The organism is Kitasatospora sp. NPDC096140 (assembly GCF_040303045.1).
Classification (GTDB): domain Bacteria; phylum Actinomycetota; class Actinomycetes; order Streptomycetales; family Streptomycetaceae; genus Kitasatospora.
In genome coordinates this window covers 240,522-247,106 of record NZ_JBEOUW010000009.1, presented here as the reverse complement: position 1 = coordinate 247,106, position 6,585 = coordinate 240,522, and the positions used below count along the sequence as shown (strand labels likewise).

Here is a 6,585-nt window from a genome sequence, read left to right as displayed (position 1 = left end):
GGCGCCCCCCGGCCCGGCGCCGCGCCCCCCGTCGGGGGGGGCCGGCCTCGGTGCCGGGCGCCTGCGGTGCTGCGGGCCCGCTCCGGTGGGAACGGGCCGTCCACCGGCCCCGAGACCGCGTCGTGCGCGGCTGAGTGCGCTGCCGTGCCCCCGAGTAGGACGGCTGCGATGACGGCAGGGGGATCGACCCCGCCGACGGCGGGGCGTGACCTCCTCCGGTCGGGGTCAGCTTTCGGCGAGGATGTGGGACAGCTCCCGGTCGAGGTCGAAGTGACGGTGTTCGGTGCCGGGCGGCACCGCGGCGTCCGTCCGCTTGAGGAACGACTCAAGCGCCCGGGCCGGGGCCTCCAGCAGGGCTTCTCCTTCCGGAGAGCTCAGCGCGATGCAGACCACCCCTTGCCCGTGACTGCGCGACGGCCACACCCGGACGTCGCCGGTACCGGTGGGTCGGTGCAGCCCCTCCGCGAGGAGATCTCGGGCGAACACCCACTCCACGGTCTCGTCGGCGCCCGTGTGGAACGTGGCGTGCACGGCGTAGGGGTCGGCGGTGTCGTAGCGCAGGCCCGCGGGGACGGGCAGTGAGGACTCGCTGGACACGATGAGGCGCAGGTGCAGCTCGCAGCTGACCGTGGTGTTCATAAGCGCCATGGCCTTTCGCTCAGTGTGCGCTCGGGGAATCGCACGTCGGCGAACGGACCATCCCACCCCCAAGACCGATGTAAACCCCTCTGTCCCGATTCGGGCGCGAGTCGTACCCCTGACGGCGCATTGCGGAATCACCCCGGAGCGGCCGGGCCCGGCATTACCGAGGCACTTCTTGGTTAGTTTCCTGGCATGACTGTGCGAAACGACAAGACGGCCGGGAACACGAGAACGGGTGAAGCGATCACGCCGGATGACGGACCCCCCGACGGGGGCCGGGCGGTCGGCTCCCTGGCCCCGGCCTTCGTGCGCCGCTCCCGCGCGCTGCAGCGGGCCTGGCAGGTGGCGATCTTCCTGGCCGGCCTGGCCGTGGTCGGGCTGGGCGTGGTGCTGCTGCCGCTGCCCGGGCCGGGCTGGGTGGTGATCTTCCTGGGCATGGGGATCTGGGCCACCGAGTTCGTCTGGGCCCGGCTGGTCCTGCGCTGGACCCGCCGCAAGGTCGCCGAGGCGGCCCACCGGGCCATGGACCCGCGGGTGCGCCGGCGCAACCTGACGATCACCGCCGTCGTGCTGGCCGCCGTCGTCGGGGCGGGCGGCTGGTACCTCGCCCGGTACGGCCTGGTCGTCCCCTGGCAGCTGGACGGGAGGTGAGCCGCCCGGGTCCGGGGCGGAGAGCAAGGAGGGTGTTCGGACCACCCTCCGGGATGCGGTAATGTTTTCCCTGCACCCGGGCGATTAGCTCAGCGGGAGAGCACTTCGTTCACACCGAAGGGGTCACTGGTTCGATCCCAGTATCGCCCACCGGAATGCATTGTGATATGTGAGGCCCAGCCGATTATCGGCTGGGCCTCACATGTTTTTCCGGAATCCCTTCGAGGAGTCCGGTAATCGACTGAGGCACAGTCACCTTCCGCGCGGAGCGCGAGTTCTGCGGATGCGTCGGCGCACCTCGGAAGGGCGAGTTGTACGACGACCTCCGAATGGTGCTACAGTTCATCTCGTTGCCCGGGCGATTAGCTCAGCGGGAGAGCACTTCGTTCACACCGAAGGGGTCACTGGTTCGATCCCAGTATCGCCCACCGGACAGCACGCAGGCCCTGACCAGGAAACCGGTCAGGGCCTGCGGCGCGTTCCGGCTCTGGTGCGCCGGGCCGCCCGCTACGCCGCCGCCTCGCAGCCGTGCTCCGGCTCCAGCCGCCGCCCGCAGCCGCACCGGGCCGGCCGCAACGGCCAGGACGGGTCCACGCGCTCCGCCACCCCCGAGCGGTCGAACCAGCCCTGCAGCCCGCGCGCCTGCGCCGCGTGCCAGACCGCCTGCCGAAGGTGCAGCTCCGCCGCCGTCAGCCCGCCGACCGCCGCCGGGTAGCGGGCACCTATGCACCGGGTCAGGCCCAGCGCCGCCGTCGCGTCCGCCGCCGCGTCGTGCGCCCCGGCCAGCTCCACGCCGTAGTGCGCGCACAGGTCGGTCAGCGTCCGGCGGCCCTTGCGGTAGCGGTCCACGTGCTTGTCCAGCACCCGTGGATCCAGCACCAGCAGCCCGGCCGCCGCCAGGCCGCCGACCAGCGTCAGCCCGTGATGGCGGCGCAACTCGCGGTCCAGCAGCGTCAGGTCGTACGGCGCGTTCATCACCACCACCGGGTGCCCGGCCCGGGCCTCGGCCGCCAGCGCGCGGGTGACCTCCGCCACCACCGCGCGGGCCGGGCGGCCGTGCAGCCGGACGTGCTCGTCGGTGATGCCGTGCACCGCGCGGGCGCCGTCCGGGATCGGGACGCCCGGGTCGGCGAGCCACGTGGTGGTCCGCACCGGTGCGCCCGGGGCGAGTTGGACGACCAGGGCGGCCGAGACGATCCGGTCGTTCTCCACGTCCACGCCGGTGGTCTCGGTGTCGAAGGAGGCGAGTGGGCCGGTGTACCAGTGCTGCTGCATGACTGCCCCTCAGGCGTGCGTTCCGCGCCCGGTTGATACCCGGTTCTGACGGACCTTCAACCCGTTTGGCCCAGGCCGGACCGGGGATCCTGCCCATGACTGTCCCGTTCGAATCGACCGGCCCGTTCGAATGCCGGACGGGCCCGCAGCCGGGGGAGGCCACGGGGCGATGGCACTGACACAGCCGCAGCCCGAGGAGGCGGCGGCCGTCCTGCGGGGGAACCTCGCGGTCACCGCCTGCATGGAGACGCTGCAGGTCGGCTACCTGCACGCGGTCGCCGCCGCGGCCGGCTGCTCGCTCTCCCAGCCGTTCCCGGACAACGGCATCGACTGGCAGGTCAACCACGGCTCCCGGGCGCACCAGGTGGACGACGAGGTCACCATCAAGATCCAGCTCAAGGCCACCCAGCAGATCGCGCCCGACCCGGCCGGGCGCTTCTTCAGCTTCACCCTGGACAACGACCACCTGCGCAAGCTCGCCCGGTCCCGGGTCGCCGTCCCCCGGATCCTGGTCGTGATGCTGCTGCCGAGCCGGGTCGACCACTGGCTGCGGGCCCGCCCGGACGCCCTGGAGCTGCGGCACTGCTGCTACTGGGTCAACCTGGCCGGCCACCCCGTCACCGGACAGCGGCGCACCAACGTCCGGGTTCCCACCGACAAGGTCTTCGACGACCGCGCGCTCTGCGACATCATGGCCCGGGTCGGCGCGGGCGGCAGCCCGTGACCGCCCGGCCCCGGCAGCGAGGAGCCGACCCCATGACACCGCCGCACGGACCGGGCGAGCCGCCCCTGCCCGACCCGGCCACCCTCGACCCCGCGGTGCTGACCACCCTGCTCGCCCGGCACGGCTGGATCCGCCGCGGTGGCCCGGCCGCCCGGTACGGCCGGTGGACCCCGCCCGACGGCGAGCCCGGCACCAGCCTCCTCGTCCCGGCCGCGGACGGCTTCGACGACGCCGTCGAACTCCTCACCGACGCCGTCACCGCACTCTCCCGCTCCCGCACCCCCTCGGCCCGCTCGATCCTGCTCGCCCTCGCCGTCCCCGGCGACGAACTGCGCTGGCGCCGCGAAGCGCCCGGCCCCGCCGGGGCCACCCCCTGGGACGACGCCGAGCGGCTCCGCCGGGCGGCCCGCGGGATGCTCGCCGCCGGGGCCAAGGCCGCCCGCGCCAGGGCCGCCTACTTCGGCGCCCGGCTGGACGGCCCCGCCGCGGACTTCCTGGACCGCGTCCTGGTGGTCGAACACGGTGCCGCGCTCACCGCGTACACCCCCGCCCCCGAGGGCCGCGCCGCCGTCACCACGCTGGTGCGCGCCCTGGAGGCACTGCGCGACGCCGTCGACTACCGCCGGGTCAGCGGCGGGCCCGAGGCCTTCGAGAACGCCGTCCGGGCCGGCGTCAGCCGGGAGCTCGTCCAGTCCGTCGGGGAACTCGTCCGCGGCACGACGGCGGCCCGGCTCACCGTCGCCTGGTCACCCGCCGCCGGAACGCCGGGCGGCTTCGGCGACCGCCGGATCGACCTCGACTTCTCACCCGGAGACCTGCCCGCCCTGACCGAGGCCGCCGACCTGCTGGAACGGATCGAGCCCGCCGTCGCCGTCACCGTCGTCGGCGTCGTCACCCGGCTCAAGCGCGCCGACCCGGCCGGCCCAGGCTCGGTACGGCTGCGCGTCCTCACCGGCGCCGAGGTCCGCGAACTCAGGCTCCGGCTGCCCGACCCCGACTACCGGCTCGCCGCCGAGGCCCACCTCGCGGGCCTGCCCGTCCGGGTCTCCGGCCGGCTGGAGCGGCACGGCGGTTTCCGCCGACTGACCCGCCCGCACGGACTGGAACCGTGCGGCTGGGAGGAAGGGGACCGCGAGCGCCTGCTGAAGTCGCTCGGGGAGAAGGCGGACGGAGGGGGAGAAGGGGCGTAGGTGGACGGCGGGGGCGGCGCTCTCGGTACCATCGTCACGCGCAGCGCTGTGCTGCGTCCTCTGAAATCCAGTACGTCAGGAGAGACCGGTGACGGACGTCCGGGTAATCATCAGCCGCGAACCCGATCGGGAAGAGCGCGTGGTGACGACGGGCACCACGGCCGCCGAGCTCTTCGCCGACGACCGCTCGATCATCGCCGCCCGCGTCGCCGGCCAGCTCAAGGACCTCGCCTACGCCGTCCAGGACGGCGACGAGGTCGAGCCGGTCGAGATCGGCAGCAAGGACGGCCTCGACATCCTGCGCCACTCCACCGCGCACGTGATGGCCCAGGCCGTGCAGCAGCTCTACCCCGAGGCCAAGCTCGGCATCGGCCCGCCGGTCAAGGACGGCTTCTACTACGACTTCGACGTCGAGAAGCCCTTCCACCCCGATGACCTCAAGGCCATCGAGAAGAAGATGCAGGAGATCATCAAGCGCGGGCAGAAGTTCTCCCGCCGCGTGGTCACCGACGAGTCCGCCCGCGAGGAGCTGGCCGGCGAGCCGTACAAGCTGGAGCTGATCGGCCTCAAGGGCTCCGCCGCCACCGCCGGCGAGGGCGCCGACGTCGAGGTCGGCGCCGGCGAGCTCACCATCTACGACAACCTGGACGCCAAGAGCGGCGAGCAGTGCTGGGGCGATCTCTGCCGCGGCCCGCACCTGCCCAGCACCCGGCACATCCCGGCGTTCAAGCTGATGCGCAACGCGGCCGCCTACTGGCGCGGCAGCGAGAAGAACCCGATGCTGCAGCGCATCTACGGCACCGCCTGGCCGACCAAGGACGAGCTGAAGGCGCACCTCGACTTCCTGGTCGAGGCCGAGAAGCGCGACCACCGCAAGCTCGGCAACGAGCTCGACCTCTTCTCCATCCCGGAGGAGATCGGCTCCGGCCTCGCCGTCTTCCACCCCAAGGGCGGCATCATCCGCCGGGCGATGGAGGACTACTCGCGCAAGCGGCACGAGGAAGAGGGCTACGAGTTCGTCTACACCCCGCACGCCACCAAGGGGAAGCTCTTCGAGAAGAGCGGCCACCTCGACTGGTACGCGGACGGCATGTACCCGCCCATGCAGCTCGACGAGGGCGTGGACTACTACCTCAAGCCGATGAACTGCCCGATGCACAACCTGATCTTCGACGCGCGCGGCCGCTCGTACCGTGAACTGCCGCTGCGCCTCTTCGAGTTCGGGACGGTGTACCGCTACGAGAAGTCCGGCGTGGTCCACGGCCTCACCCGTGCCCGCGGCTTCACGCAGGACGACGCGCACATCTACTGCACCCGCGAGCAGATGGCCGAGGAGCTCGACTCCACGCTGACCTTCGTGCTCAACCTCCTTCGCGACTACGGTCTGACCGACTTCTACCTGGAGCTGTCGACCAAGGACCCGGTGAAGTACGTCGGCAGCGACGAGACCTGGGAGGAGGCCACGGCCGTCCTCGCCAGCGTGGCCGAGAAGCAGGGCCTGCCGCTGGTGCCGGACCCGGGCGGTGCGGCCTTCTACGGCCCGAAGATCTCGGTGCAGGCGAAGGATGCCATCGGCCGTACCTGGCAGATGTCGACCATCCAGCTCGACTTCAACCTGCCGGAGCGCTTCGACCTCGAATACACCGCGGCGGACGGCTCGCGCCAGCGCCCGGTCATGATCCACCGTGCGCTGTTCGGCTCGATCGAGCGGTTCTTCGCGGTGCTGCTGGAGCACTACGCCGGCGCCATGCCGCCGTGGCTGGCCCCGGTCACCGTGACCGGCATCCCGATCACCGACGAGCACGTGCCGTACCTGCTGGAGGTCGCGGCCGAGCTCAAGAAGCACGGGATCCGGGTCGAGGTGGACACCTCGGACGACCGCATGCAGAAGAAGATCCGCAACGCGCAGCGCAGCAAGGTGCCGTTCATGCTGATCGCCGGCAACGACGACGTCGAGGCGGGTGCCGTCTCCTTCCGCTACCGCAACGGCGAGCAGAAGAACGGCGTCCCGGTCGCGGACGCGGTCGCCGAGATCGTGGATGCGGTGAAGAACCGCATCCAGGTGTGATCCGGTAGCACGACCGTCACGCGCGGGGCAGGCTC

Annotated in this window: 6 protein-coding genes and 2 tRNA genes; 6 read left to right on the top strand and 2 right to left on the bottom strand. The window is 72.0% G+C overall.

Features of this window, described 5'->3' with window-relative positions:
* Positions 1–225 precede the first annotated feature (225 nt).
* Positions 226–639 (bottom strand): SsgA family sporulation/cell division regulator, encoded by a 414-nt coding sequence (locus ABT048_RS12300; RefSeq protein ID WP_030056266.1) that lies wholly within the window; start codon positions 637–639, stop codon positions 226–228.
* A 195-nt stretch (positions 640–834) separates the two neighbouring features.
* Here ABT048_RS12300 and ABT048_RS12295 point away from each other — a divergent pair, with 195 nt between their 5' ends.
* From ABT048_RS12295 to ABT048_RS12285, 3 genes are all read left to right on the top strand, one after another.
* Positions 835–1,293: a TIGR02611 family protein gene (locus ABT048_RS12295; RefSeq protein WP_350521283.1), complete on the top strand. Its 459-nt coding sequence runs from the start codon at positions 835–837 to the stop codon at positions 1,291–1,293.
* A gap of 78 nt (positions 1,294–1,371) precedes the next feature.
* Positions 1,372–1,443: transfer RNA gene (locus tag ABT048_RS12290), tRNA-Val, on the top strand.
* A gap of 206 nt (positions 1,444–1,649) precedes the next feature.
* Positions 1,650–1,721 (top strand) — tRNA-Val (locus ABT048_RS12285).
* A gap of 79 nt (positions 1,722–1,800) precedes the next feature.
* Here the strand turns inward: ABT048_RS12285 and ABT048_RS12280 are convergent.
* Complete coding sequence (locus tag ABT048_RS12280; protein ID WP_350521282.1) at positions 1,801–2,568, bottom strand: exonuclease domain-containing protein; 768 nt, start codon at positions 2,566–2,568, stop codon at positions 1,801–1,803.
* Between the two features lie 169 nt (positions 2,569–2,737).
* Between ABT048_RS12280 and ABT048_RS12275 the strand changes: the two genes are divergently transcribed.
* From ABT048_RS12275 to thrS, 3 genes are all read left to right on the top strand, one after another.
* Positions 2,738–3,292 (top strand): DUF4365 domain-containing protein, encoded by a 555-nt coding sequence (locus tag ABT048_RS12275; protein ID WP_350521281.1) that lies wholly within the window; start codon positions 2,738–2,740, stop codon positions 3,290–3,292.
* Between the two features lie 32 nt (positions 3,293–3,324).
* A complete protein-coding gene (locus tag ABT048_RS12270; RefSeq protein WP_350521280.1) occupies positions 3,325–4,482 on the top strand; it encodes a hypothetical protein in 1,158 nt (385 codons plus the stop codon).
* Between the two features lie 88 nt (positions 4,483–4,570).
* A complete protein-coding gene (gene thrS / locus ABT048_RS12265; RefSeq protein ID WP_350521279.1) occupies positions 4,571–6,550 on the top strand; it encodes a threonine--tRNA ligase in 1,980 nt (659 codons plus the stop codon).
* Positions 6,551–6,585: the final 35 nt, after the last annotated feature.